The organism is Streptomyces sp. 4F14, from assembly GCF_048159485.1.
GTDB lineage: Bacteria > Actinomycetota > Actinomycetes > Streptomycetales > Streptomycetaceae > Streptomyces.
This window is the reverse complement of record NZ_JBLRVY010000009.1, coordinates 35,874-60,641: the sequence shown is the minus strand read 5'-3', so window position 1 is coordinate 60,641 and position 24,768 is coordinate 35,874. Positions and strand designations below refer to the sequence as shown.

The following is a 24,768-nucleotide window of genomic DNA, read 5'->3' as shown; positions in this document are numbered from 1 at the left end:
AGTTGGCTCGTACCGTGTGTGGTGTGGCGGGTTCTGTGCGTCACTTCATCGGCACTGTTTCAGCACCTGGTGCGCCGTACGCTTTCGAACGCCCGTCCAGTGTGTGACCGTCGAAAGGCAAGTGCCCCCGGCATGGCGTACACAGCGCAAGAGCAGCACCCCGCGTCCCTGGCAGGTCTGTCGTTCGAAGCTTTCGGAGTGATGACGGCTCGGCGGGGGGCCGAGCATGTGCCTCTCGGGCCGCCACGGCATCGGGCCGTGCTGGCACTGTTGCTGATCCGGCTGGGGCAGGTGGTGCCCGCGGATCAGCTCGTCGACGAGTTGTGGGGGGATCATCTGCCCCGGCGTCCGCAGGCGACCTTGCAGACGTATCTGTCCCATCTGCGGCGGGTGCTGACGGGGCAGCAGGGTCCGATCGCCCCGCTGCGGTACCAGGCTCCCGGGTACGTGCTGACGGTGGAGCCGGACACGTTCGACCTGGCCCGGTTCGAGAGCCTCGTCTCCTGCGGGCAGCGGCATGTGGCCGACAGCCGGCTCCAGGCAGCGCGTGAGGTGTTCGACAAGGCGCTGCGGTTATGGCGGGCCGACCCCTTCCTGGACCTCTCCGCCTACGTCCCGCTCGCGGAGGAGGGCGAACGCCTGCGCCTCCTGCGGACCACCGCCGTCGCGGCCCACGCGGACACGCTGCTCGCCCTCGGCGAGGCCGGCGACGCGGTCACCCTGCTGCGCCGCGAGGTCTCCCAGCACCCCACCGACGAACGTCTGGTCGGCAGCCTCATGACGGGCCTGTACCGCCTGGGCCGCCAGGCCGAGGCACTCCAGCTGTACGACCGGACGCGCGCCCACCTCGCGGAGGAACTCGGCGTCGCGCCGGCCCGCGAACTGCAGAACGTCCACCTGGCCCTGCTGCGCCACGAACTCGACGACCAGACCCCGGCCCCCATCGAGGTGCGGGAGCGGCCCGACACCCCGGCCGAGCCGGAGACGAACGTACCCGTGCCCGTGCCCGTAGCGCGGAGCGAGAGCGCGCAGCGGCCCGTGTACGCCACCTTCCCCTGCCGCGACGACGCCCTCGACGCGCTGCGGTCGTTCATCACCGGCGCCCTGCGCGGCAGCGGGCACATCACCGCCGTCGTCGGCGAGGCGGGCGTCGGCAAGACCGAGCTGGTGGCGCGGGCCACGGCACCGGCCCCGCAGGCGGAGGTGATCCGCGTCAACTGCCGCAGCAGCGAGGGGATGCCCGTCGGCTGGGTGTGGCAGCAGGTGCTGCGCCGGCTGGAGACCCCGTACGGAGTGTCGTTCGACGGTCTGCGCGGGCAGTGCGTCCGCTACCCGATGACAACGCTGTCGGACCACGGCGCCGACCTCACCGGACCGCCTCAGCTGGACTTCCTCGTCCAGGACGCGCTGTGCGAAGCGGTCCTCCGGTGCGCGGACGACAGCCCGCTCCTGCTCGTCCTGGAGGACGTGCACGGCGCGGACCGCCTCACCCTCGACGTGCTGGGCCTGCTCAGCAGCCGTACGCAGGGGCGGCCCGTCAGCGTGGTGATCACGGTCCGCGAACCCGGTCTCGGGGCCGGGCCGGACGCCGACGGACCGCTCGTGGACCTGCTGGCCGACTCCCGCACCAAGGTCGTCCACCTGGACAACCTCGCCGAGGAACACGTCAGGACCGCGGTCGCGGCCCAGGCCGGAACCGGCGTCGACGCGTCCGTCGTCCGGGCCCTGTACGAACGCAGCGCCGGCAATCCCTATCTCCTCGACCAGTTGCTCGCCGACGCCGGCGGAGCGCGGCGCCTGGGCGACCCCCGGGTCGCCGACGCCGTCCGCGCCGGGATCCCGACGGGGATCCGCTCCATGCTGCGCAGGCGGTTCGCCGGACTGCCCCCGCACGTCCTGCGGACCCTGAAGTGCTGCGCCGTCCTCGGCACCGAGGCGACGCTGACCTCGCTCGCCGGCATGCTGGACCACGGCGAGGCCGGCCACGACGTCCTGGAGGAGGTCCTGCGTACCGGGCTCATGCGCAACGACCTCGACCACCCGCACCGGCTCGTCTTCCGCTACGGCCTCATCCGCGACGTCCTGCTGGCGGAGATGGGCTGCCAGGAGCGGGCGGCCCTGCACGCCCGGGCCGTGGGGGTGCTCGGCGCCCGCCCGTGCTCCCCCGAGGCGAGCGAACAGGTCGCCGAGCACGCCTGGCAGGCCGCGCTGGCCCTGCCGGCGAAGGAGGTCGTGCCGCACCTGGAGCGGGCCGGTGAACTGGCCCTCGGCGACGGCGACTACCAGCGCGCGCAGACCTGGTTCGAGCACGCCCACGCCCTGCTCCACAACGGCGACGCGGCCTCGGACCAGAACCTGGACCTGCGCACCAGGCTCCTGCAGACGACGAGCCTCACCCGCGGCTACGGCGACCACGACGTGGAGGTCGAGGCCGAGCGCATCCGGAAGCTGTCCGCCGCCACGGCGGGCCGCACCACCGAGCAGGCCGCGCTGGTGCTGCGCCAGTGCGTGGCCGAGCTGATCACCGGCCGGCACGTCGAGGGCGCCCGGCACGCGGAGCAGCTGCGCGCGCTCGCCGAGCGGTCCACCGCCCCGGAGATCCGGTTCTACGAGAGCATCGCCCGCGGACTGCTCCAGTTGCCCAGCGAGACCGCCGACGCGCTCACCGCCCTGACCGAGGCGGGGCGCGCGGCCGACGAACTGAGCCCGCAGCAGCGGGAGTCCATGACCCGCCAGTCGCAGCACGACCCTCGGTTCCTGGCCATGAACCACCGCGTCCTCACCCTGTGGCTGCTCGGCGCGACCGCCGATGCGCGGGCCCTGGCCGACGAGCTGCTGGTGGCCACCGGCCGCGACGGCACCCCCCTCGACCAGGCGAGCGCGCACTACTTCCACTCCCTGGTCGCGGCTCTGGACGAGGACCCCCACCGGGCGGCGGCCTCCAGCGGCCGGGGCCTGGACATCGCCCGCGCCCACGGGCTGAGCCACTGGACGTCCATGCTGCGGGTGTGCCGGAGCTGGGCGCGGCAGCAGGCAGGTGAGCCCGGCGCGCTCACCTGCCTGGAGTCGGCGGTCGCCGAGCTGCGCGAACGGCGTCTGCTCATCCGGCTGCCGCTGCATCTGGGCCTGCTGGCCCAGGCGCAGCACAGCAGCGGGGCGGTCGAGGACGCCCGGCGGACGCTGCGGTCGTCGGCCGCGGAGGTCGAGTCGCGGGGCGAGTTCGCGTACGTCAGCCGCGCGCTGCCGTTCACCCGCCTGTGCCACCCGACGTCCGCCGCCTAGGGCGCTTCTGATGGATATCCGTGGGTGAAGGAGCGGCGTTCGGTGCGTGCTCTCGGTGTGCCGCGTGGGAGTCCTCGTAGCGGAGCTACGGGGGCTTTCGCGCGGTGCGGCGAGAGTGCGTGCCGGGCGTCGCGACGCCGCGGAGATCCGTCAGAAGCGCCCTAACTGCTCCTCAGCCGGGCGCGTGCCTGTTCGGCCTCGGGGTGGCCGAGTTCGTCGAGGATGCGTACCGCCTCCCGCCACAGGGGCAGGGAGGCGGTGCGGCTGCCGCGGGCCTCGTGGGTGTCTCCCATGTGCAGGAGGGTGTCGGCCTCCAGGTAGCGGTCGTTCATGTGCTGGTAGAGCGTGAGGGCGCGCTCGTAGCAGCGCAGGGCCTCCTCGTGGTGGCCCATGTGGTGGCGGGCGTAGCCGAGGCTGTCCCAGGCGGCGGCCTCGCCGTTGGCGTCGCCGATCCGCTGGTGCAGGGCCACGGCCTGGGTGCATTCGGTGACGGCCTGCCGGTAGGCGCCGTGGAGGATGTAGGTCCAGCCGGTCTCGTTGAGGACGAGGGCCTGTCCGGTGAGGTCGTCGGCGGACCGGTACAGGTCCAGGGCCTGCGCGTAGTGGCGCAGGGCCGTGTCGTGTTCGTCGCGGCTGTTGGCGAGGAAGGCCAGCGAGCGGTGCGCGCGGGCCTGGCCTCGGGGGTGCCCGAGTTCGGTGAACAGGGCCATCGCCGCCTGGAGTTCGGCGTGGGCCCGGTCGTGGCGGGCGAGGCGGCCGTACGCGAATCCGAGGGCCCGGCGGGCCAGTGCCTCGCGGAGCCGGTCGTCGAGCCGCAGGGCGGCGTCCACGGCGAGGGACTGGATGTCGATCTGGTCCTGCCAGCGGCCCCTGCGGTCGAGGTACAGCTCCAGGGTCTGGGCCAGCAGCCAGGCGTGGGCGGGGTAGCCCTTGTTCCCGGCCTGGACCACGGTGGACAGCAGCACGGGCAGTTCCCGCTCCAGCCAGGCCGCGGCCGGGCCGGGTTCCGTGAGGGGTTCGAGTTCGACGCCGGGTTCGGCGGGGGTGTCGGGGGCGGCGTCGATGCGGTTGGGCGTCAGCGTGGCCGTGGCGGCGTGCGCGCTGTGCACGTAGTGGTCGAGCAGGCGCCGTACGGCCGCGCCGCGGGTGTCGGCGTCGTCGTGGTCCTGGACCTGCTCGGAGGCGTAGATCTTGAGCATGTCGTGGAAGGCGAAGCGGTTCGCCACCGGCCGGATCACCAGGTGGGCGTCGGCCAGTCTGGCCAGCAGGGCGGTGGTCCGGCGCACCGGGAGCGCGGCCAGGCTCGCGGCGGCCGTGACGGACAGGTCGGGTCCGGGGTGCAGGGACAGCAGCCGCAGGAGTCGCGCCGCCTCTCCGCCGAGGCCGTCGAGGGACCAGGAGAAGACGGTGCGCAGGTCGGTGTAGGGGTCGTCGTCGGCGAAGGCGTCGAGGCTGTCGTGGCCGGCCTGGAGTTCGGCGGCGATGGAGGAGAGGGAGAAGGCGGGCAGGGTGGCCGCGCGGGCCGCCATGACGGCCAGGGCGAGGGGCAGCCGGTGGCAGAACGCGACGATCGCGTCGACGGCCTCGGGTTCGGCGGCGGTCCGCTCCTCGCCCAGGTGGCGGGCGAGGACCTCCCGGGACTCCGGCTCGCTCAGCGGGCCGAGGATCAGCGGGGCGGCGCCGTGGGTGGCGACGAGGCCGCGCAGCTGGGTGCGGCTGGTGATGACGACGAGGCAGGTGCAGCTGCCCGGCAGCAGGGGCCGTACGTGCTGGGAGTCGCGGGCGTTGTCGAGGACGACCAGGACCCGGCGGCCCGCGAGGATGCTGCGGTAGAGGGCCACTTGGGAGTCGACGTCGGGGGGCAGGTGGCGGGCGGACACGCCCAGCGCGATGAGGAACGAGCGCAGGGCCTCGGCGGCGGTGACGCAGGGTCCGCTGGCGTCGAAGCCCCGGAGGTTGACGTAGAGCTGGCCGTCGGGGAAGCGGGGCGCGAGGCGGTGGGCGAGGTGGACCGCGAGGGTCGTCTTGCCCACGCCGGCCATTCCCTCGATGGTGTTGATCACCGCGGAGCCGGCCGCGGACGTCTCGTCGAGGCCGAGTCTGTCGAGGGCGCTGGTGATCCGGGCCAGTTCGTCCCTGCGGCCGACGAAGGTGCGTAGGTCCAGGGGGAGTTGGGTGGGGCGGACGGTGACGGGCACGTTCGGCCGCGCGGGGGGCGGCGGGGGTAACTCCTCGGGGGCTTCGGGGCCCGCGTCCGGGGGGCTCGTGGTGCGGCTCGACTGGCGCAGCAGGCCGGTGTGGGCGGCGCGCAGTTCGCGGCCCGGTTCGATGCCGAGTTCGTTCTTCAGGCGCAGCCGCATCTCCTCGAACAGCCCGAACGCCTCCGCCTGCCGCCCCGTCTGGGCGAGTGCCTGGATCAGCCGGGCGTGCAGCGACTCGTCCAGCGGGTACTGGGCGATGGCCCGGTGCAGCAGGGGCAGTACGGGTACGGGGGTGCCGAGGGCCAGCATCAGGTCGGCGCCCTCGCGCAGGGCCGCGAGGTGTTCGCTGTCGACGGCGGAGAACAGGGGGTGCACGCGGATGTCCTGCGGGACTCCCTGCGCGGCCTCTCCGTGCCAGAGGGAGAGGCCCTTGGTGTACAGCTCGGCGGCGGCGCCGTCCTCACCGCTGTCGGCGGCGGCGCGGGCGCGGGCGACGAGGTCACGGAAGCGCAGCAGGTCGAGGGTGGTGGCGTCGGCGTCGATGCCGTACCCGCGGGCGTGGCGCACCAGGAGGGTGCCGGGGGCGCGGGGCGGCAGTCCGGGTTCCAGGAGTTTGCGCAGGGAACCGATGTGCCGGTGGACGACGTTCACGGCGCTGTTCGGCGGGTCGCCGTGCCACAGGACGTCGACGATCTGGCTCAGGCCGACGGTCTGCCCGGGGTGCAGCAGGAGTAACGCCAGGAGGGCGCGCTGTTTGGGCGGTCCGAGGGGTAACTCGACGTCTCTTCGCCAGACTTTGACCGATCCCAGGACCTCAAAGCGCACATGACGAATCCCGTCTTCTTTCATCTTCACAAGTCCCGGTGGTTCGCGAGCGGCCCCGTACCCCCAACCCTAGTTCGTGATCATCTTTTCTGTGCGGCCCGCCGCCGCCGACGGCTCACCCGAGCCGGTGGGCCTCCCGTCCCGTCACTTCCTCCCGGTCGTAGCGCCGTTCGTTGTAGCTGAGCATGTCGAGCAGGCCCCGGGCGGTGAGACGCCCCGGGTTCTCGGTGAGGGCGCGGGCCTGCGGGACGGGTACGCCTCCGGGGTCGACCCAGGTCAGCCGGCCACGGCCGTCGATGCGGGCGCGGCAGCGGTTCGCGTTGTCCTGGTGCAGGCAGAACGGGACGTCGAGATGGCCGAGCGCGAAGGCGCGGACGAGCGCCGAGCCGACGTCGCTGCCGAGGGTCAGGGTGTGCGTGATGATCGCCTGCGCCTCTTCGTAGATCCCGGAATCCACAATTCCGGCGAGTTCGGCCGACGTCTCCCTTTCGGCGACCGAGGCCGCGAATTCCAGGGCGTCGACGTTCTCCGCGATCGACGGAATCCTGTTGGACTCCGCCGCGGTCTTGACGATGAGCCGCTCGGTCCCGGAACGGGCGGCGAGTACCGCGCTCGCCTCCAGTAATCCGTACGCCCCGCGCCGGCTGCGCGGATAAACGCCCATGTAGGTGTAGAGGACGGAATGCCAGTCGGTGTCCCCGAGCCATTCACTGGCCAGCGCGCGCAGGGCGGACAACGCCTCGATGTCCTGCTGCGGGTGGGTCTGCTGGGCGTAGCTGACGGAAATGTCGCGCAGTCCGTGTTCACGGAAGAACAAGCCTTCCAGGATGCTCAGGGCGATCAGCAGGCTCGGCGGGCACAGTTGGCCGAGCATGCAGCCGCCGAAGCTCTCCATATGCACCGGTTCGCCGGTTCCCGCGAGCATCTCGCAGCAGTCCGCCCAGGCGGCGACGGCCTGCGCCAGGGGGACGCGGCTGTAGGGCAGGCAGTAGGAGACGGGGCCGCCCTCGGTGGCGTCGATCCCGGCCGCGACCAGTGCCGCGAACAGTTCGCCGGGCAGCGCCGATCCGTGCCGCACCTGCACCGGGAAGGCGTCCGTCGCGATTCCGGCGAGCATCTGGCGGGTCACCTCCGGACCGTGGGCCACCAGCGGGAATCCGTTGAGGTCCTCGCCCTGCTCCAGGGCGAGCCGGGCCGAGGCGTGGTCGTTGACCCGCGTGTAGCTGTCGACCGTGATGGTGCCGATCGTGGCCGCCTCGATCCCGCTGACGGCTTCGAGTCCGGCGCGCATCTGGCCGACGGTGCCGAACCCCATGCGCGGCTGGACGACGAGCCTCCCGTCCCGCGCGGCCCGCCGGACGAACCGGGTGAAACGTCCGGGGCCGGCCGGAGCCGCCATCAGCTGCTCCGGGTCTTCGAGGAGGTGATCTGTTTCGGTGCCGGCGGCCCCAGTCCGAGGCAGTCGAGGAACTGGTCCAGTGCGACGTCCGCCTCGAAGACCGCGTCGAATCCGTTCACGATCAGTTCCGCCCCGAATCCCGCGTGCCGGGAGCCGTGCACGCCCAGTTTTCCGCCGATGACGACTTTCATGGGGGCCAGCTCCGGATTCTCGCGGATCTTCCTGATCAGCCGCAGTCCGTCGATATGGCCGTGGCCGTTCACCGTGCTGACGACCAGGGCGTCAGGACGGATTCTGGCGCATTCGGAGATGATGAACTCGTCCGGGGTGCACGCGCCCAGGTTGATCACGTTTCCGCCGTTCTCCTCCAGCAGCAGCTGAAGGAACACGAGGTTCCACATATGGGCGTCCGATGACACGCTGGTCACGACGAACGTTCTTCCGCCGGTCGGGGAAAGGGAATTCACGGCCCGTACCGCTCGGCCGCCGCCAGGAACGCGTCGTTGTCCTCCGCGATCCCGATCGTCACACGGACGCCGTCCCCCGGATACGGCCGCACGTCGACCCCCGCCGACGCGCAGACGCGGGCGAACTCCTCGGCGCGGTCACCGAGCGGCAGCCAGACGAAGTTCGCCTCCGAGGGCGGGACTTCGAAGCCCAGGGTGAGCAACTCGGCGCGGACGCGGTCCCGTTCGGTGACCGTCCGCCCGACGCGGGCGGACAGTTCCGTCCGCGCCTCCAGCGACGCGACGGCGGCGGCCTGGGCGAGGTCGCTGACGCTCAGCGGCATGACCACGCGCCGGATCCGGGAGACGAGGCGGGGTTCCGCGAGCAGGTAGCCGACCCGCAGGCCGGCGAGGCCGTACGCCTTGGAGAAGGTCCGGGCGACGATCAGGTTCGGCCACGCCCCGAGCAGGCGGACGCCGAGGCCGGGGTCGCGCGCGTACTCGACGTACGCCTCGTCGAGGAGCACCAGGCAGGTCGGCGGGACCGCGGCGAGGAAGCGCAGGAGGTCGTCCTCGCTCGACGCGGCGCCCGTCGGGTTGTTGGGGCTGCAGACGAGGACGAGGCGCGTCCGCTCGTCGACGGCCGCGGCGAGGGCGTCGAGGTCGTGGGCGCCGTCGGCCAGCGGTACGCGCACGGTGTGGAAGCCGGCGACGTCCGCGAGGACGGAGTAGCCGTCGAACGACGGCCACGAGTGGACGGCGGTGGCCTGCGGTCCGGCGGTCACCGCGAGCAGGGCCTGGATGAGGGTGATGGATCCGGCGCCCACGGCGATGTGGTCCGGGGGGAGGTCGTAGTGCCGGGCGAGGGCGGCGGTCAGGGCCGTGCAGGCCGCGTCCGGGTAGCGGTTGGCGTCGGCGGCGGCGCGGGTGATCGCGTCCAGTACGGGCGCCGGTGGCGGGAACGGGGTCTCGTTGCGGGCCAGTTGACGGGCACAGACATCCGCGGGGCCGTCGGCGGTGCCGAGCAGCCGGGCGAGTCCGGCGTCGTCCGCCGTCGGAGAGCCAGTGGTCCGCTTCTCGACGAACTCCGCGATCTCCGCGAGCGTCTTGAGGCCGAACAGCTCCTCGTCGGTGACCTCGACGCCGAGGCGCTGGCCGAGTGCCAGGGACAGTTCGAAGGTGGCGAGCGAGTCGAGGCCCGCGTCCTCGCGGCTCGCGTCGGGGGACATCTGGTCGGCTTCCAGTTCCAGATCGTCGATCAGGATCGTCTTGAGCAGCTCGTACATGGGTCCTCCGGTGTCCGACGGCTGGGCTGGCGTCCGGTCGCCCGTCATGTCCGGGCCGGCCGCCGGGACGTCTTCCAGCGGTCGGGCACCGGGTTGGTCCGGTCCTCCCAGACGACGGCGTCGTCCCACCACTGTTCGATCCGCCGCAGCTCCGCCTCGGTGTCCGGCTCGGTGAGCCGGAAGACCATCTCCGCGATGTGGGGGCCGAGCCCGGTCAGGCCGTCGTAGGAGCGTCCGACCTCGCCGCAGGCCCGGTAGCTCACCGTCCCCGGCAGCGGGCAGGAGCCGGGCAGCGCGCGCAGGGTCCCCCTGGCCGGGGAGAACCGGACGAAGCCGAGCCGTTCGCCGGTCGGCCGGATCTCGGCCTGTTCGCCGCGTCCGGCCTGGCCGAGCAGGCTCGCGCCGTGGAAGTTGACGCCCAGCGCGGCTTCGTGGACGTCGGTGACGAGGGCCGCGCCCGCCCGGCAGGCGATCTCGCAGACGACCAGGCGGTCGTCGGCGGTGTGGAACAGTTCGAGATGGAAGGCGCACAGGTCGGGTACGGCGGGCAGCGCGGCCACGACCTGCCGCGCGGTGCTCCGCAGCCGTTCGGACAGGGGGTGTTCGTCGGCCATCATCCCCGTCATGGCGGGGGCGTCGAACGCGACCGAGAACCAGTCGGAGTACAGGTTGCGGGACGGCGCCCCCACCACCACCTCACCGGCCTTCATCAGGCCGTTGACGTGGTAGAAGTCGCCCTCGACCCAGGCTTCGGCCAGCCGGGGCGATCCGGTGGGAGAGGCCGGGAGGCCGCGCAGGTCCCGCTCGTCCATCAGGACCACGGTGCCGTTCGACGCCCCGGAGTCGAGCTCCTTGACGACGACCGGGAAACCGACCTGCCGTATGAACTCGGCGAGTTCGCCGTCGGTGCGGATCTTGCGCATGGGCGCGACGTCGATGCCCGCCGCCGCCAGCGTCGACTTCATGACGTACTTGTCGCGGTACGCCACCGCCGAGGCGAGGCTCTGTCCGGGCAGGCCGAGCGCGGCCCGGATTCGTGCCGCGCGCAGCACCTCGCGCTCGCCGAGGGACAGGATCCGGCGTACGCCGAACCGGCGGGCGAGGTCGGCCAGCGTCTCGTCCGGTATCGCGGCGAGGCTGGGCACCACCTCCAGGTGCCGGAACCGCCGTGCGTACGCGGCGTCCTCGGCAGGGGGGATGTCCGCCCTGGTGGTCACCACGACCAGCTCGCGCGCCGCGTCCGGGAACCACTCGTGCAGGCGCGAGACGATGTCCTTGGTGTTCAGCAGAAGAAAAGGGCCCTGTTCGGCCACCATGTCCACCCTTAGGTCGGTAGTTGTCACGGTCGTCCCTGGCTCCGGCACGCTGCTACGCGTCGGTGCCGAACCAGCGGTCCCCGAAGTCCCCGATGCCGGGCAGCATCCACGCGTCCTCGTTCAGGCGCTCCTCGACGGCGGAGGTGACGATCCTGACCCGCGGATACCGTTCGCAGACGGCGGCGACGCCTTCGGGGACGGTGATGAAGTTGACGAAGACGATGTTCTCCTCGGGCACGCCGAGGTCCCTCAGCACCTTCAGCGCCGACAGGGCGGTCCCGCCGGTCGCCATGACCGGGTCGAGCAGCAGGACGTGCCGCCGGGCGATGTCGGCGGGCAGGGCGGTGTAGTAGAGGCGGGCCTCTTTGGTCGTCTCGTCCCGCTGGATGAGGATCTTCCCGATCCTGATCCCGGGGCAGACGTCGCGCAGTTCGCCCTCCATGCTCTCCCCGGCGCGCACCACGGTCACCCCGCACAGCCCGGAGGCGAAGCGCAGCCCCTGGTAGGCGGCGCCGGTCGGGGTGCGGACCTCGCAGGGCTCGAAGGGCAGCAGGTCCATGCCGGCCTCGATCAGCATGCGGATGACCCGGCGGGCGTAGCGGACGAAGTCCTCGCGGGGTGCGTCCCGGTCGCGGATCACGGTGTGCAGGGCGCGCAGTTGGGCGGTCTGGGGCAGCAGGTGGAGGCTGGTGCCGAGGTACTTCTCGATCGGGGGGACGGTCGGTGCGGTCATGGAGTGGATCACCTCAGGCTCGCGGGACGAACTTCACGGGCAGCGAGTCGAACCCCCACAGCAGGTTCGAGCGCAGGCGGCGGACCTGGCCGGCGAGTTCGGCGACCTCGACCCGGCGCAGGATCTCCTCGAACATCACCGTGAGTTCGAGCTTGGCGAGCGAGGAGCCGATGCAGTAGTGGTTGCCCTGGATGAAGCCCAGGTGGCGGTTGGGGTCGCGGCGGATGTCGAAGCGCTCCGGGTCCTCGAAGACCTTCTCGTCGCGGTTGGCGGAGGGCAGCCAGGCGACGACGTGGTCACCGGCCCCGATGTACGCCCCGCCGAACTCGACGTCCTCGGTCGCGGTGCGCAGCGCGTGCATGACGGGCGAGGTGTAGCGGACGATCTCCTGGATCGCGGAGGGCATGAGGCCGGGGTCGTCGCGCAGGGCGTGCCACTGGTCGGGGTTGTCGATGAGGGCGAGGAGTCCGCCGACGGTGGCGTGCCGGGTCGTCTCGTTGCCGCCGGAGACGAGGGCGTCGCAGTTGTAGAAGATCTCCTCGCCGGTGAGGGGGGCGCCGTCGATCTCGCCGGACACCAGGGCGCTCATGAGGTCGTCGCGCGGTGCCTTGCGGCGTTCCTCGGCGAGGTCCTGGAAGTGGAGCAGGATCTCGGTGTGGGCCTGGATCTTGCGGGCCTCCTCGGTCTCGTCGAGCGCGGTGGAGCTCCAGGCGAAGCGGGTGCGCTCGACCATGAAGTCCCAGTCGGGCGGGGCGACGCCGAGCATGTCGCAGATGACGGAGACGGGCAGTTTCTGCGCGACGCGCGTGAACTCGCACTCCCCGGCGGCCAGGGCCTCGTCGATGGCCTGGGCGGCGGTCGCCCGCATGGTGGTCTCCAGGCGGGCGACCATCTTCGGTGTGAACGCCGAGCTGACGACCTTGCGGATCTTGTCGTGCCGGGGCGGGTCGGTGATGTTGAGCATCTTGCCGGCCGCGGCGGCGAGGACCTGCGGGTCGGAGTCGAGCCGCATGCCGTTCTGGGAGCTGAAGACGCGGGGGTCGGTCAGCATGTCCGTGCACAGGCCGTGGGTCATCACCGCCCAGAAGTGCTCGCCGTTCGCCCGCCGGTTGCGGTAGACGGGGTGTTCGGCGCGCAGCCGCGACCAGACGGGTGCCGGGTCGGAGTCCCGGTAGAGGAGCGGGTCGGACAGGTCGACGTTCATTCGGCTCTCCCGGTGTCGATGATGCCGGCGACGGCCCGCAGGACGTCGCCCCGTTGCTCCGCCAGGTAGAAGTGGCCGCCGGGGAACGTGCGGAGCGCGAAGCGGCCCCGGGTCGCGGCGGCCCAGGCGCCCGCGTCGCCGACGCCCACCGCCTCGTCCTGGCGGCCGACGAACGCGGTGACGTCGGTCCGCAGGAGCGGGCCGCCTGCGCGCGGGACGTACGACTGGACGATCCGGTAGTCGTCGCGGACCGCCGGCAGGAAGACCGAGCGCAGGTCCGGGTCGTCCAGCAGCCCGGCGTTGCCGGAGCCCAGCTCCTTGAGCAGGGCCACGAGCCGGTCGTCGTCCAGGAGATGGGCCCCTTCCTGCCCCGCGAAGGGCCGCACCCGGTGGGGGGCGCCGCACCCGGAGACGACGAGGTGGCGTACGGCGTGGCCGCGGCCGTCGGCGGTCAGGCGGCGGGCGACCTCGTAGCCGATGACCGCGCCCATGCTGTGGCCGAAGAAGACGGCGGGCCGGTCGAGGTACCGGTCCAGTTCCTCGGTGAGCTGGTCCGCGAGGGTGTGCAGGTCGGGTGGGAACGGGTCGCGGATCCGGTTCTCGCGGCCCGGGTACTGGACGGCGAGGACTTCGGCCCCGATGGTGTCGGGGCCGCTCCAGCCGCGGAAGTAGCTGGCCGCTCCCCCGGCGTGCGGGAAGCAGACGAGCGGGGTCCCGGCGGGCGGTCCGAAGGCGCGGATCCACGCGGACCTCGTGGGAGCGGTCTGTCGCCGTGTCACAGCCGGTCAGCTCCGTCCGTCGCGCGGGTGACGGCCTCGGCGAGCCCGGCGATGGTCGGGGACTCGAACAGGACGCGGGCCGTCATGCCGATGGCGAACCGGGTGCGGATCCGGGAGATGAGGCTCGCGGCGAGCAGGGAGTGGCCGCCCACCTGGAAGAAGTCGGCGTCGACGCTGATGTTGCGCTGGCCGAGGATGTCCTCCCAGATGTCCGCCAGGACCGCTTCGACGGGGGTGCGCGGCGCGATGTGGGCGGCCTCGGTGCCGTCGTCCGGTTCGAGGGCGAGCAGGGCGGTGCGGTCGATCTTCCCGTTGGGTGTCATAGGGAACGCGTCGAGGACGTGGACGGCCGTCGGGATCATGTACCAGGGCAGGTGCCCCCGCAGGTGGGCGATCAGCTCGGCCGGTGCCGCGGTGGCCTGTGCCGCAGTGGCCTGTGCGACCACGAAGCACACCAGGGCGCTGTCCGGGCCGTCTCCCCTCACCTGGGCTATGCAGGCGCGGACATCCTCGTGCTCGGCCAACACGGCCTCGATCTCGCCGAGTTCGATGCGGTAGCCGCGCAGTTTCACCTGGTGGTCGGCGCGGCCGAGGAACTCGACGCAGCCGTCGGCCCGCGCGCGCACCAGGTCCCCGGTGCGGTAGAGGCGGCTGCCGGGCACACCGGAGAAGGGGTCGGGCAGAAAGCGCTCGGCGGTCGCCTGGGGCGCGTTGAGGTAGCCGACGGCCACGCCCGCTCCCCCGATGTACAGCTCGCCGGGCGTTCCGGGCGGGACCGGGCGCAGGGCGTCGTCGAGGACATGGGTGCGGACGTTGTCGATGGGGTGGCCGATCGGGACGGACGCGTGCTCGCCGGCCTCCCAGTCGGCGCCCGGCTCGTGGACCGTGGTGGTGATGGTGCCCTCGGTCGGGCCGTAGACGTTGAACCAGCGGATGTCCTCGCCGACCCGTTTCTTCCAGGTCAGCAGCGCCTGCCGGGACGCCTTCTCGCCGGCCACGATCATCGTGCGCAGGGCGGACTCCCCGGCCAGCCGGAGCAGGCAGTCCTCCTCCGCGACCCAGCTGTGCCAGAAGGCCGTCGGCACGCTGAGGAAGGTCGTCCCGGTGTCGATGATCTGCTGGGTGAGGGCCCGGAAGGTCTGGCGCAGGGGGTCGCTGCCGAGGACGAGGGCCGCGCCGTGCAGGAGCGGGGGGAAGATCTCCTCGGCGGCGGCGTCGAAGCTGAGCGGCCTGCACTGCAGGACGCGGTCGCCGGGGGCGAAGGCGAAGTGCCGGTTCACGGCGGAGCTGTGGTTCGCCAGCGAGCGGTGGGTCACCAGGACGCCCTTGGGGCGGCCGGTGGATCCGGAGGTGTGGATGACGTAGGCGATGTCGGAGGGAAGCGGGGCGGGGCCGTCCGGCGCGGGCGCGGTGGGAGTCGCGTCGTCGAGGCAGACGATCTCGCCGTCGTAGTCGGGGAAGAGCGGTTTCAGCGGTTCCTGGGTGAGGAGCAGCCGCGCTCCCGTGTCGGCCAGGACGTACCGCAGCCGTCCGACCGGGTACTCGGGGTCGAGGGGCACGTAGGCGGCGCCGGTCTTCAGGACCCCGAGCAGGGCCGTGATCATCTGCGGCGACCGCTCGACGCACAGCCCCACGAACGCGCCGGGCCCGATGCCGCGCTGCCGCAGGAACGCGGCCAACCGGCTGGACTCGTCGTCGAGTTGACGGTACGTCAGTTGCTGGTCCCGCCAGATCAGGGCGGGTGCGTGCGGGGTGCGCGCGGCCTGGGCGGCGAACAGGTCGTGCAGGCAGGCTCCGGGGCCGGGCTCGTCGGCGGGCGACCTCGCGGGCCGGATGTCCGTCCAGTGGGCGCCGACGTACTCCAGGCACTCCCGGCGGCTCTCCGCCCGGTGCACGGCCCGCCAGCCCGGCGGCACGTCGAGACCGCCGGCCCACAGAGCATGCCGGCCCTCGCTGTTCACCAGGACCAGAGAGACACCGTTGACGTCATGAATCGGGTTGACCACGGCTCGTAGTCCCCTTCGGGTGCTAGAGGTGCGGCGTACGGACCGGCGTTGCGCCGGAAGAAGCCCGCACAGCTTCGCTCCGTGTCCCTGCAAGGGCCTCGACGCCTCGCTTGTCCCGCTCGCTGCGGTGGCTGGTCAGCGCGACGGCGAGCCGTCGGCAAGGCCCCCGGCCCAAGGTGGGCCCCGTCAGGAATTCGCCCCGCGTGAAGCGAAAGGAATTCAGGAGCCCCCGAGCACAGCTCGCTGCACCTCGACGGAAAGGCGACCGTACCTTGCCAGCAACTGGACGGCTGTCCGTATCGGTCCTCGGCGCCGGACTCATCGGTATGGACCTGGCGGCCAAGATCACGCATTCCGACTGTCTCGACCTGCGGCTCCTCGCGGGCCGGCACGACGCCGACCCGGCGCTCCGGCGGGCGGCCCGGCGCGGCCTGCCGGTCGCGACCGGGGGGATCCGGTCCGTCGTCGACGCCGGGGAGGACTTCGACGTGGTGTTCGACGCCACCAACGCGGCCTGCCACGCCGAGCACGCGGAGAAGCTCGCGGCGTCCGGCGCGCTGATCGTCGACCTGACGCCCAGCCGGGTCGGGCAGCTGATCGTCCCGACCGTCAACCGGGCGGACATCGGCTCCCAGCGCGACATCAGCATGGTGACCTGCGGCGGGCAGGCGTGCCTGCCGATCCTGCACGCGATCTCGCGGGTGCACGCGATCGACTGCATCGAGGTCGTGACCACGGCCGCCACCCTGAGCGTGGGCCACGCCTCGCGGCTGAACCTCGACGAGTACGTGGGGACCACGCAGGACGCGATCCGCTGGTTCACCGGCGTCGAGGACGTCAAGGCGCTCGTCAACATCAGCCCGGCCCGCCCAGCGGCGACCTTCCGGGTCGCCATGTACCTGCTGGGCAAGGACCTGACCGCCGATTCGGTGCGCTCGCTGGTGGACGGGGCGGCGGACGAGATCCGCACGTTCGCCCAGGGCTTCGAGGTCAAGGTGTGCACCGTGAACGACTCCCGGGCGTTCGTCTCCGTGGAGGTCGCGGCGGCCGGCGACCGGCTGCCGCGGTACGCCGGGAATCTCGACATCATCAACTCCGCCGCCGTCCGGGCCGCCGAGTTCTACGCGGCGGACCGGCTCGCGCCGGCGGGCAGGGGGACGTCATGAGCCAGGAAACGAGCCGGGGAACGACCCCGGAGACGACCCCGGAGACCGCCTCGGGCAGGCCGGTCCAGATCCACGACCCGACCCTGCGCGACGGCCAGCACGCCGTCCGGCACAGCCTCGGCGCGGAGCAGTTCCGCGCCTACCTGGCCGCCGCCGACGCCGCGTCGGTCCCGGTCGTCGAGGTCGGCCACGGCAACGGCCTGGCCGCCTCCTCCCTCCAGGTCGGCCGGGCCCGGCTGAGCGACGACGAGATGATGTCGATCGCCCGCGAGACCCTCACGACCAGCAAGCTCGGCGTCCTCATGTTCCCGGGCTGGGCGACGGTCCAGGACCTCAAGAACGCCATCGGGTACGAGGTCGACCTGATCCGCATCGCGACGCACTGCACCGAGGCGAACGTCGCCGAGCGGCACCTCGGGTTCCTGGCCGACGAGGGTGTGGAGGCGCACGGCATCCTCCTGATGACGCACATGGCGAGCCCCGACCAGCTCGCCGAGGAGTGCGCGCGCCTCGTCGAGTTCGGCGCGAGCGGCGTGGGCATCCTCGACTCCTCGGGCTACTTCCTCCCCTCGGACGTCACCGAGCGCATCACGGCCATCTGCGCCGCCGTCGACGTGCCGGTGATGTTCCACGGGCACAACAACCTCGGGATGGCCGTGGCGAACTCGATCGCCGCCGCGGAGGCGGGCGCCGGGATCCTCGACGCGTGCGCGCGGGGCTTCGGCGCCGGCGCCGGCAACACGCAGCTGGAAGTCCTGGTGCCGGTGCTCGAACGGCTGGGGTTCCGCACGGGCATCGACCTGTACCGGCTCCTGGACGCGGCGGACATCGCCGAGCGGGAGCTGATGCCGGCGCCGCCCACCATCGACTCCGTCTCCCTCGTCAGCGGGCTGGCCGGCGTGTTCTCCGGATTCAAGAAGCCGGTGCTCGACATCGCCGCGCGGTACGAGGTCGATCCGCGCGACGTCTTCTTCGAACTCGGCCGGCGTCAGGTGGTCGCGGGTCAGGAGGACCTCATCGTGGAAGTGGCGCTGGCCCTGCGCGGCGCCCGGAACGGTTGACCATGAACGAGAACTCCAGGTACTTCATCCCCGCCCCCGGCGTGGGCAGCGTCCTCGGGGACGCCGAACTGGCCGTACTGGGCAGCCTGGTCAGGTCCGGCGAGAGCCTCTCCCAGGGGCCCTGGCGGGACCGGTTCGAGCAGGCGCTGCGCGAGCACATCGGCAGCCGGTACGCGCTGACGGTCACCAGCGGCACCGTCGCCGTCCGGCTCGCGGTGCACCTGCTGGACCTCGCCCCCGGTGACGAGGTCATCGTGACCCCGCAGACCTTCAAGGCCACCGCCGACCCCCTGCTGGCGCCCGAGGTGACGGTCCGTTTCTGCGATGTGGAGCCGGACACCCTGAACGTGGACGTCGCCTCGTTCGAGTCGCTGATCACCCCGAGGACCAGGGCGCTGATACTGGTCCACTACGGGGGCCGGCCGGCCCGCATGGACGAGATCATGCGGGTGGCCCGGCGGCACGGCGTGCGGGTCGTCGAGGACTGCGCGCACGCGCTGGGCGCCCTCTACCGGGGCCGGCGGCCCGGCGCGCTGGGCGACATCGGGTGCTTCAGCTTCCACTCCAGCAAGAACATCACGACGCTCGGCGAGGGCGGCATGCTCACCTTCGACGACCCCGAGTGGGCCGAGCGCATCGACCGGATCCGCTCCAACGCCGCCGACGGTGTCTTCGTCCCCTCACCGCTGCTGGCCGGGCCGTACGAGCGCGCGGAGCCGTGGATGATGTGGGCCGGGGACTCCTACGAGAAGGAGTGCCTGCACGTCCGCCACCCCGGCGGCAACGCCACGCTCAGCGAGGCCGGGGCGGCCGTCGGGCTCATCCAGCTGCGGCGGCTGGGGGAGCTGACCGAGCGGCGGCGGTGGATCGCGGGGCGTCTCTCCCAGACGCTGGCGGAGTTCCCGCACGTACGGCTGGCCGAGGTGCCCGACGACATCCGCCACCCCTACCACCTGTTCACCTTCTTCGTCCGGCCGGGCCACGGGACGAGCCGCGACGACGTCGTCCACGCCCTCGAAGACGCCGGGGTCCAGGTGCAGGTGCGCTACTTCCCCCTCCATCTGCGCCCCGAGTGGCGGGGCCGGGGGCACCGGCTCGGCGAGTGTCCGGTCACCGAGCGGCTCTGGTTCCACGAGCAGGTCAACCTGCCGTGCTACCCGTCGATGACCGACGGCCAGGTCGAGCACCTGGTGCTGGCCCTGAAGGCCGCGCTGGGCGGAACGTCGAGTTACGAGGAGGCCCGGGCATGACGGAGTCCTATGACGTGGTGGTCGTGGGCGGCGGGCCCGTCGGCCTGGCCACCGCCTGGCAGGCGGCGGAGCGCGGACAGCGGGTGCTGGTCCTGGAGCGGCACACGTACTTCAACGAGACCGCGGGAACCAGCGGCGCCGAACGCCACTGGCGGCTCCAGTACACCCAGGAGGACCTGTTCCGCCTCACGCTGGAGACCCTTCCGCTCTGGCGCGAGCTGGAGAGCCGCTGCGAGCGCCGCCTCATCCACGAGATCGGCAGCCTGTGGTTCGGGGACACCGACGTGATCACGAACGAGGGCCAGATATCGGGCACCGCCGAGATGATGGACAAGCTCTCGGTGCGCTACGAATGGCTCGGCACGGCCGATATCGAGCGGCGGTTCGGGTTCCGCGGCCTGCCCCGGCACTACGAGGGGTTCCTCCAGCCCGACGGCGGCACGATCGACGTCCGGGGCACCCTGGCGGCCCTCTTCACGCTCGCGCAGGCGGCGGGGTGCGCCCTGCACTCCGGTGAGGCGGTGACGGGGCTCGTGCCGGACGCGGACGGCGTGAGCGTCACCACCGACCGGGGCGCCTACCGGGCCGGCAAGGCCGTACTGGCCTGCGGTCCCTACACCAACGACCTGCTGGAGCCGCTCGGGGCGCGGCTCGCGTACTCGGTGTACGAGATGGCGATCGCGACCTACCGGCAGGCCGTGCCGGTGGCCGAGGCGCCGTTCTGGTTCGCCTTCCAGCAGCCGACGCCCGAGGACACCAACCTGTTCTACGGGTTCGGCCACAACCCCTGGGCGCCCGGGGAGTTCGTGCGCTGCGGGCCGATCTTCGAGGTGGACCCGCTCCCCCACCCGTCGGCGTCCGCAGGGGCCGCCGACCCGCGCCAGATGGCACGCCTGTCCGGCTGGCTGCGGGACCATCTGCCCAGCGTCGACCCCGACCCGGCCCGGACCTCGACCTGCCTGGCCGTGCTGCCCACGGATCCCGAACGGCAGTTCTTCCTCGGCACCGCCCGCGACCTGGTGCCCCACGGGGACCGGCTCGTCGTCTACGGGGCGGGCTGGGCGTTCAAGTTCGTCCCCCTCTTCGGCCGGATCTGCGCCGACCTGGCCGTGGACGACGCCACCCCGTACGACATCTCCCGGCTCGCCCTGCAAGCGGCGGAGGCCCGAGCGTGAACCCGTTCCGTCCCGAGGACCCCGCCCTTCCGCGCATCCCGCCGGACCGCGCCCGGGAGTACCGCCGGCAGGGCTGGTGGCTTCCCGAGCGGGTGGACCGCCTGGCGCTGCGGCATGCCGACGACCAGCCCGGCAAGGAGGCCGTCCGCGGGCCCAGCGGCCGGCTGACCCGGCGTGAGCTGGCGGACGCGGTCGCCGGGGCCGCCGCGAAGCTGGCCGCGCTGGGGATCGCGCGCGGGGACCGGGTGCTGGTCCAGCTCCCCAACGACCTGGAGCTGGTGGTGCTGCCGCTGGCGCTGATGCGGCTGGGGGCGCATCCGGTGATGGCGGTGCCGACGCTGCGCCGCCGCGAGCTGCTGGCGGTGGTGGCGGCCACCCGGCCCACCGCCGTGGCCGTACCGCGCCGCTGGCAGCGCTTCGACCATGCCGCGCTGGCGCGGGAACTCCAGCGGGACTGTCCGAGCATCCGGCACCTCCTGGTCGCCGGTCCCGCCGACCCGGACACCGTCGACCTGGTCGAGCTGTGCCGCCCGGACCCCGGCGCCGGGCACCTGCCCGAGCTGGGGCCGCCGATGGACGACGAGCCCGCCGTCTTCCTGCTGTCCAGCGGCACCACGGGCCCCCCGAAGCCGATCGCGCGCACCCACGAGGGCTACGGCTACATGATCCGCACGGCCGCTCAGTGGGCCGGGCTGTCCCCCGACACGGTCTACCTCGCGGTCATGTCCGGGGCGCACGGATTCGTCCTCAACTGCCCCGGGATGCTGGGCGTCCTGGCCTTCGGCGGCCGGATCGTGCTGGGCTCGCCGGGCGATCCGGCGGCGGCGCTCGACCTCGTCGAACGCGAGGGGGTGACCCATACGACGCTGGTGCCCGCGCTGGTCACCCAGTGGCTGGCCGAGGTCCGGCAGCGGGGACGCGGGCCGGCGTCGCTGCGCGTGCTCCAGGTCGGGGGCGCCCGCCTGGAGCCCGCGCCCGCCGCCGAGGCCCGGGCGCTGCTCGGCTGCACGGTCCAGCAGTGCTACGGCATGAGCGAAGGGCTGCTGGCCTACACCGCCCTGGACGACGACGCCGACGTCGTCGCCCACACCCAGGGCCGGCCCGCCTCGCCCGGCGACGAGATCCGCGTCGTGGACGAGGACGGCAAGGAGGTCGCCGAGGGCGAGGCGGGAGAACTCCTGACCCGGGGGCCTTACACGGTCGCCGGGTACTACGGGGCGCCGGAGGCCAACGCGCGCGCCTTCACCGACGACGGCTTCTACCGCACCGGCGACCTGGTGCGGATCCATCCCTCGGGCGGCCTGGTGGTGGAGGGCCGGACCGGTGACGTCATCAACCGGGGCGGCGAGAAGATCTCGGCCGGGGAGATCGAGTCCCTGCTCGACGGGCACCCCCTGCTGCGGGCGGTCGCGGCGGTCGCGATGCCGCACCCGGTCTGGGGACAGACCGTCTGCGTCTTCGCCGTCCCCCGCGACCCCGGGAAGCGGCCGACGCTGCTCGCGCTGCGCCGCTTCCTCACCGAGCGCGGCATCGCCACGTTCAAACTGCCCGAGGAACTGAAGGTGGTCGACGCCCTCCCGATGGTCGGCGTCGGCAAGATCAACCGGGTCGCCCTGCGTGCGGCGGCAGCGGAACGGCGGCCCAGGAGAGACGGGAACCCATGACCGAGATGCTCGACCACGACGTTCCGGCGTTCCCGATGGCCCGCGCGTGCCCCATGCACCCGCCGGCCGAGTACCGGGAGATCCGCGGGCAGGAGCCGGTCAGCCGGGTCCGGATGCCCGACGGCCAGCTCGCCTGGCTGGTCACCGGGCACGAGCCGGCCCGCAGGCTCCTCGCCGACCCGCGGGTCAGCGCCGACCGCCTCCACCCGGCGTTCCCGGGACGGCTGACCGCCGAGCAGCGCACGGCGTCCGAGCGGGTCCGCCGGCTCACCACCCGCCGGTCCATGATCCACCTGGACGGGGCCGACCACGGGGCCCACCGCAGGATCCTGACCGGCGAGTTCTCCCTGCGCCGGATCGCCGCGATGCGCCCGCGCATCCAGGAGATCGTCGACCGCGGCGTCGACGCCCTGCTGGCCGCGCCGCGGCCGTCCGACCTCGTCGAGCACGTGTCGCAGCCGGTGCCGTCGCTGGTGATCTGCGAACTCCTGGGCGTGCCCCACGAGGAGCGGTACGACTTCCACACGTGGGCGAACAAGCTGATCAGCCGGACCGTGTCGATGCCGGAGCGCGCCGCCGCCTCCGAGGCGCTGAACGACTGCCTGGAGACCCTGGTCACCGAGAAGGAGCGCGGCGAGCCCTCCGACGACCTGATCGGCCGGCTCATCGCCCGCAACCGGGAGACCCCGGTGATGAACCACGACGAGATCGTCGGCACCGCCGTCATGCTGCTGATCGCCGGCCACCAGACCACCGCGAACATGATCTCGCTGGGCCTGGTGACCCTGCTCGCGAACCCGGACCTCAAGGCGCAGGTCACCGCCGACGCGTCGCTGCTGCCGGGGGCGGTCGAGGAGATGCTGCGCTACTTCAGCGTCGTCGAGAACGCCCCCGCCCGGGTCGCCACCGAGGACATCGAGATCGGCGGCGTCACCATCCGCAAGGACGAGGGGATCGTCGTGTCGAGCCTGGCCGCCGACTGGGACGAGGAGGTCTTCGAGCACCCGGACCGGCTGGACTTCCGGCGGGGTGCGCGCCACCACGTCGCCTTCGGGTACGGCGTGCACCAGTGCCTCGGCCAGAACCTGGCCCGGGTGGAGCTGGAGATGGTCTTCGAGACGCTGCTGCGCCGGGTGCCGGACCTGGCGCTGGCCGTACCGGCCGAGGACCTGTCGTACAAGGACGACGCCGGCATCTACGGCATCTACCAGGTGCCGGTGACCTTCTGAGGGGAAGAGGCACGCCCGTGCACATCATCACCGACCGGGAGCGGTGCGTGGGCGCCGGCCAGTGCGTGCTGGCCGCGCCCGCCGTCTTCGACCAGGACGACGAGGGGCTGGTCGCGCCGCTGACGGCGCGTCCGGCGGAGGGGGACCGGCCGGCCGTCCGGCAGGCGGTCGGCCTGTGTCCCTCGCTGGCCATCCGGGTCGACGAGGAGTGAGCGTCCCGGGGTCACCCGGGGTACGGAAGAGCGGCGGTCCGGAGCACGATCGGACCGCCGCTGACCGCTATCCGAAGTAGGACAGGGTGATCATCTGCTGCACCAGGCCCCGCCCCTCGCCGACCGGCACCGTCCGATGCCAGGACGTGGGCGAGGCCGAGTAGAGCAGGGCCGTGCCCCCGGCCGGTGACAACACCTCGGCGGGGCCGGCCGACTGGTCCGGGCCGGACCAGAGCTCGATCTCTCCGCCGCCGTCGCTCGGCCAGTTCTCGTTGAGGTGCAGGGACATGTGCAGCCTCTTGTACAGCTTGCCCGTGCTGAGGTCCTCGAAGTCGCCGTCGCCGTACCGGAAGATCTGGCACGTGCGATGCAGCCCGGCGGTGTCCACCCCGGTCTCGCGGCGGAGCCAGTCGGCGAGTTCCTCGGACAGCAGGTCGGTGACCAGCTCACGCCACGGCGGCGCCAGGACGTCCAGGTCGAGGGTGAACCCGGTCTTGTTGTCGGACACGGGCAGGACGTACGAGCGGTAGCGGCGCCGGACGTGACCGGTCGCCGTCGACGTGTCGATGAGCTGGAACAGACCCGGATCCGGTGCGGTGGCGGCGAGGTCGGCCAGGCTGCGCGCGGAGAGGAGACCGGCCCCGCGGAAGTGCCGGAAAGGGTGGTCGCGGGTCTCCAGCCGGACGTCCGGATTGAACAAGAGTCACACCTTTCAGCGGTCCGTACGGATGCCCTGCCAGTGTCGCCACCGCGCTTGCCGTGCGATGGCGGACCGGTTTGCGAAGACCTTGCTGCCGCGCGGCCAGCGGATCGACAAGGGGTCGGCAGGGGCCCGCGGCCAGGCTGGGGCCAGGTCGACAACCCCAAGGAGGCACCGTGGTACTGACGCTCGACTCGGCTCTTGAGGAACGTACGCAGCCGTTCCAGCTCTTCCGCGGCCGTGACCTGCTCGACGACGGTCAACTGGAGCAGTTGCTCTCCACCATGCCGACGGCCGACGTCGCGAAGATCGCGGTGGAGGACCCGCTGCACGAGAAGCAGTACCGGATGAACCTCGTGGACCTCGTGGTCCTGGAGGAGGAAGCCCCCGTGTTCCCGCGGCTGCCCGCCATCTGGCGCGACCTCGTGGAGGACCTGCGCGGCGCGGAGTTCACGGCCTGGCTGGAGAAGGCGACCGGGATCGGACTGGCCGGCCTCCAGCGCAGCATCGGCCTCTACACGCACCGCAACGGCGACTACCTGTCGGTGCACAAGGACAAGCCGACCAAGGCGATCACGGTGATCCTCTACCTGAACCGTGACTGGCCCCGCGAGGCCGGCGGGCAGTTCCAGATCTTCGAGCACCCCCGCTCGGGCCCGGCGGAGGAGATCAGCCCGGTCGGCGGCCAGTTGCTCGCCTTCCCGCCCACCGACAAGTCGTGGCACGCGGTGTCGAAGATCGAGCACCCGGACGGCACCGAGCGGATCACGGTCCAGATCGAGTACTGGCTGACCACCGGGCTCGCCGGCTCCGCCTACCGGCCGCAGAACTGAC

At 72.3% G+C, this 24,768-nt stretch carries 19 protein-coding genes; 9 read left to right on the top strand and 10 right to left on the bottom strand.

Annotated features, from left to right (window positions below; genetic code table 11):
- The first annotated feature begins 132 nt into the window (after nucleotides 1-132).
- Nucleotides 133-3,282, top strand: coding sequence for a BTAD domain-containing putative transcriptional regulator (locus ACLZOT_RS17525; RefSeq protein WP_416969868.1), 3,150 nt, complete (start codon nucleotides 133-135; stop codon nucleotides 3,280-3,282).
- Between the two features lie 161 nt (nucleotides 3,283-3,443).
- Here the strand turns inward: ACLZOT_RS17525 and ACLZOT_RS17520 are convergent, their stop codons facing one another.
- From ACLZOT_RS17520 to ACLZOT_RS17480, 9 genes are all read right to left on the bottom strand, one after another.
- Complete coding sequence (locus tag ACLZOT_RS17520) at nucleotides 3,444-6,308, bottom strand: AfsR/SARP family transcriptional regulator (RefSeq protein ID WP_416969867.1); 2,865 nt, start codon at nucleotides 6,306-6,308, stop codon at nucleotides 3,444-3,446.
- Nucleotides 6,309-6,423: 115 nt separating this feature from the next.
- On the bottom strand, nucleotides 6,424-7,707 hold the full coding sequence (locus ACLZOT_RS17515; protein WP_416969866.1) for a methylaspartate mutase: 1,284 nt from the start codon (nucleotides 7,705-7,707) through the stop codon (nucleotides 6,424-6,426).
- A complete protein-coding gene (locus ACLZOT_RS17510) occupies nucleotides 7,707-8,135 on the bottom strand; it encodes a cobalamin B12-binding domain-containing protein (protein WP_416969865.1) in 429 nt (142 codons plus the stop codon). Before ACLZOT_RS17510 ends, ACLZOT_RS17515 begins: the two co-directional genes overlap by 1 nt.
- A 35-nt stretch (nucleotides 8,136-8,170) precedes the next feature.
- The gene (locus tag ACLZOT_RS17505) at nucleotides 8,171-9,439 is read right to left on the bottom strand and encodes a histidinol-phosphate transaminase (RefSeq protein ID WP_416969864.1); all 1,269 of its coding nucleotides are present in this window, start codon (nucleotides 9,437-9,439) and stop codon (nucleotides 8,171-8,173) included.
- 44 nt (nucleotides 9,440-9,483) lie between these two features.
- Nucleotides 9,484-10,782 (bottom strand): hypothetical protein, encoded by a 1,299-nt coding sequence (locus tag ACLZOT_RS17500; RefSeq protein WP_416969863.1) that lies wholly within the window; start codon nucleotides 10,780-10,782, stop codon nucleotides 9,484-9,486.
- 25 nt (nucleotides 10,783-10,807) lie between these two features.
- Nucleotides 10,808-11,488 carry a uracil phosphoribosyltransferase gene (gene upp, locus ACLZOT_RS17495; protein WP_416969862.1) on the bottom strand — a complete coding sequence of 227 codons (681 nt, stop codon included), beginning with the start codon at nucleotides 11,486-11,488 and terminating at the stop codon, nucleotides 10,808-10,810.
- Between the two features lie 13 nt (nucleotides 11,489-11,501).
- Nucleotides 11,502-12,692 carry a cytochrome P450 gene (locus ACLZOT_RS17490; protein WP_416969861.1) on the bottom strand — a complete coding sequence of 397 codons (1,191 nt, stop codon included), beginning with the start codon at nucleotides 12,690-12,692 and terminating at the stop codon, nucleotides 11,502-11,504.
- Nucleotides 12,689-13,471: a thioesterase II family protein gene (locus ACLZOT_RS17485; RefSeq protein WP_416969860.1), complete on the bottom strand. Its 783-nt coding sequence runs from the start codon at nucleotides 13,469-13,471 to the stop codon at nucleotides 12,689-12,691. Before ACLZOT_RS17485 ends, ACLZOT_RS17490 begins: the two co-directional genes overlap by 4 nt.
- Nucleotides 13,468-15,477, bottom strand: coding sequence for an amino acid adenylation domain-containing protein (locus ACLZOT_RS17480; RefSeq protein ID WP_416969859.1), 2,010 nt, complete (start codon nucleotides 15,475-15,477; stop codon nucleotides 13,468-13,470). Before ACLZOT_RS17480 ends, ACLZOT_RS17485 begins: the two co-directional genes overlap by 4 nt.
- A gap of 272 nt (nucleotides 15,478-15,749) precedes the next feature.
- Between ACLZOT_RS17480 and ACLZOT_RS17475 the strand changes: the two genes are divergently transcribed.
- From ACLZOT_RS17475 to ACLZOT_RS17445, 7 genes are read left to right on the top strand one after another with little or no spacing between them, the layout of a single operon-like run.
- Nucleotides 15,750-16,643 (top strand): acetaldehyde dehydrogenase (acetylating), encoded by an 894-nt coding sequence (locus tag ACLZOT_RS17475; RefSeq protein ID WP_416969858.1) that lies wholly within the window; start codon nucleotides 15,750-15,752, stop codon nucleotides 16,641-16,643.
- Nucleotides 16,640-17,704, top strand: a complete 1,065-nt coding sequence (gene dmpG / locus ACLZOT_RS17470) for a 4-hydroxy-2-oxovalerate aldolase (protein WP_416969857.1) — start codon at nucleotides 16,640-16,642, stop codon at nucleotides 17,702-17,704. The genes ACLZOT_RS17475 and dmpG overlap by 4 nt, the downstream gene beginning before the upstream one ends.
- Before the next feature lie 2 nt (nucleotides 17,705-17,706).
- A complete protein-coding gene (locus ACLZOT_RS17465; RefSeq protein WP_416969856.1) occupies nucleotides 17,707-18,954 on the top strand; it encodes a DegT/DnrJ/EryC1/StrS family aminotransferase in 1,248 nt (415 codons plus the stop codon).
- Nucleotides 18,951-20,129, top strand: coding sequence for an NAD(P)/FAD-dependent oxidoreductase (locus tag ACLZOT_RS17460; protein ID WP_416969855.1), 1,179 nt, complete (start codon nucleotides 18,951-18,953; stop codon nucleotides 20,127-20,129). Before ACLZOT_RS17465 ends, ACLZOT_RS17460 begins: the two co-directional genes overlap by 4 nt.
- Nucleotides 20,126-21,793 (top strand): AMP-binding protein, encoded by a 1,668-nt coding sequence (locus ACLZOT_RS17455; RefSeq protein ID WP_416969854.1) that lies wholly within the window; start codon nucleotides 20,126-20,128, stop codon nucleotides 21,791-21,793. Before ACLZOT_RS17460 ends, ACLZOT_RS17455 begins: the two co-directional genes overlap by 4 nt.
- Nucleotides 21,790-23,022: a cytochrome P450 gene (locus ACLZOT_RS17450; RefSeq protein WP_416969853.1), complete on the top strand. Its 1,233-nt coding sequence runs from the start codon at nucleotides 21,790-21,792 to the stop codon at nucleotides 23,020-23,022. Before ACLZOT_RS17455 ends, ACLZOT_RS17450 begins: the two co-directional genes overlap by 4 nt.
- Before the next feature lie 17 nt (nucleotides 23,023-23,039).
- On the top strand, nucleotides 23,040-23,234 hold the full coding sequence (locus tag ACLZOT_RS17445; RefSeq protein WP_416969852.1) for a ferredoxin: 195 nt from the start codon (nucleotides 23,040-23,042) through the stop codon (nucleotides 23,232-23,234).
- A 67-nt stretch (nucleotides 23,235-23,301) separates the two neighbouring features.
- Here ACLZOT_RS17445 and ACLZOT_RS17440 read toward each other — a convergent pair whose 3' ends face one another.
- A complete protein-coding gene (locus ACLZOT_RS17440) occupies nucleotides 23,302-23,934 on the bottom strand; it encodes a 2OG-Fe(II) oxygenase (RefSeq protein ID WP_416969851.1) in 633 nt (210 codons plus the stop codon).
- A gap of 176 nt (nucleotides 23,935-24,110) precedes the next feature.
- Here ACLZOT_RS17440 and ACLZOT_RS17435 point away from each other — a divergent pair, with 176 nt between their 5' ends.
- Nucleotides 24,111-24,767, top strand: coding sequence for a 2OG-Fe(II) oxygenase (locus tag ACLZOT_RS17435; RefSeq protein WP_416969850.1), 657 nt, complete (start codon nucleotides 24,111-24,113; stop codon nucleotides 24,765-24,767).
- The last annotated feature ends 1 nt before the right edge of the window (nucleotide 24,768 follow it).

Excerpts from the sequence above, each read along its gene's own strand:
- ACLZOT_RS17525 (WP_416969868.1), top strand. The coding sequence starts at position 133 with ATGGCGTACACAGCGCAAGAGCAGCACCCCGCGTCCCTGGCAGGTCTG.
- dmpG (WP_416969857.1), top strand. The coding sequence starts at position 16,640 with ATGAGCCAGGAAACGAGCCGGGGAACGACCCCGGAGACGACCCCGGAG.
- ACLZOT_RS17505 (WP_416969864.1), bottom strand. The coding sequence starts at position 9,439 with ATGTACGAGCTGCTCAAGACGATCCTGATCGACGATCTGGAACTGGAA.
- upp (WP_416969862.1), bottom strand. The coding sequence starts at position 11,488 with ATGACCGCACCGACCGTCCCCCCGATCGAGAAGTACCTCGGCACCAGC.
- ACLZOT_RS17450 (WP_416969853.1), top strand. The coding sequence starts at position 21,790 with ATGACCGAGATGCTCGACCACGACGTTCCGGCGTTCCCGATGGCCCGC.
- ACLZOT_RS17515 (WP_416969866.1), bottom strand. The coding sequence starts at position 7,707 with ATGGCGGCTCCGGCCGGCCCCGGACGTTTCACCCGGTTCGTCCGGCGG.
- ACLZOT_RS17460 (WP_416969855.1), top strand. The coding sequence starts at position 18,951 with ATGACGGAGTCCTATGACGTGGTGGTCGTGGGCGGCGGGCCCGTCGGC.
- ACLZOT_RS17465 (WP_416969856.1), top strand. The coding sequence starts at position 17,707 with ATGAACGAGAACTCCAGGTACTTCATCCCCGCCCCCGGCGTGGGCAGC.
- ACLZOT_RS17490 (WP_416969861.1), bottom strand. The coding sequence starts at position 12,692 with ATGAACGTCGACCTGTCCGACCCGCTCCTCTACCGGGACTCCGACCCG.